The organism is Photobacterium sp. R1 (assembly GCF_054600795.1).
The window spans coordinates 1-438 of the sequence record NZ_BAAHZP010000111.1; the positions used below are offsets into that span (position 1 = coordinate 1).

Annotated in this window: 2 protein-coding genes; both read left to right on the plus strand. The window is 57.3% G+C overall.

What is annotated here, in order from left to right; translation table 11 throughout:
* Positions 1-135 (plus strand): tyrosine-type recombinase/integrase (locus ACYP03_RS24200; protein ID WP_459782397.1); only part of this gene is annotated, 135 nt, incomplete at its 5' end.
* Between the two features lie 12 nt (positions 136-147).
* Positions 148-438 (plus strand): HAD family hydrolase (locus ACYP03_RS24205; RefSeq protein WP_459782396.1); only part of this gene is annotated, 291 nt, incomplete at its 3' end.

Consider the following 438-nt stretch of genomic DNA (forward strand, 5'->3'; position numbering starts at 1 on the left):
GGCGATCTTCGCGCGGTGCAGGAACTGCTGGGTCACGCCAATCTCAGCACCACACAAATCTACACCCATTTAGACTTTCAGCATTTAGCCAAGGTGTACGATCAGGCACACCCGCGTGCCAAAAAAACCAAATAAGGAGCCGGTATCATGCAGTTTTACCGCAGTTTTCGTTCTCCCAAAGCGCTTACCTTCGATCTGGACGATACCCTGTACGATAACCACCCGGTGATTCTGCGCGCCGAACAGGCCATGTATGACTGGCTGGCCGCCGCGCACCCGGCTTCCGACGCCCTGAGTCCCGCCGACTGGCAGCGGCTCAAATACCAATTGGCCAAAGATAATCCCATGTTGCGCCACGATGTCACCGAATGGCGCCGGGTCATGTTGCGCACCGGTCTGATCCGGCTCGGCTATTCGCAGAGTCAGGCCTCTGAGGCC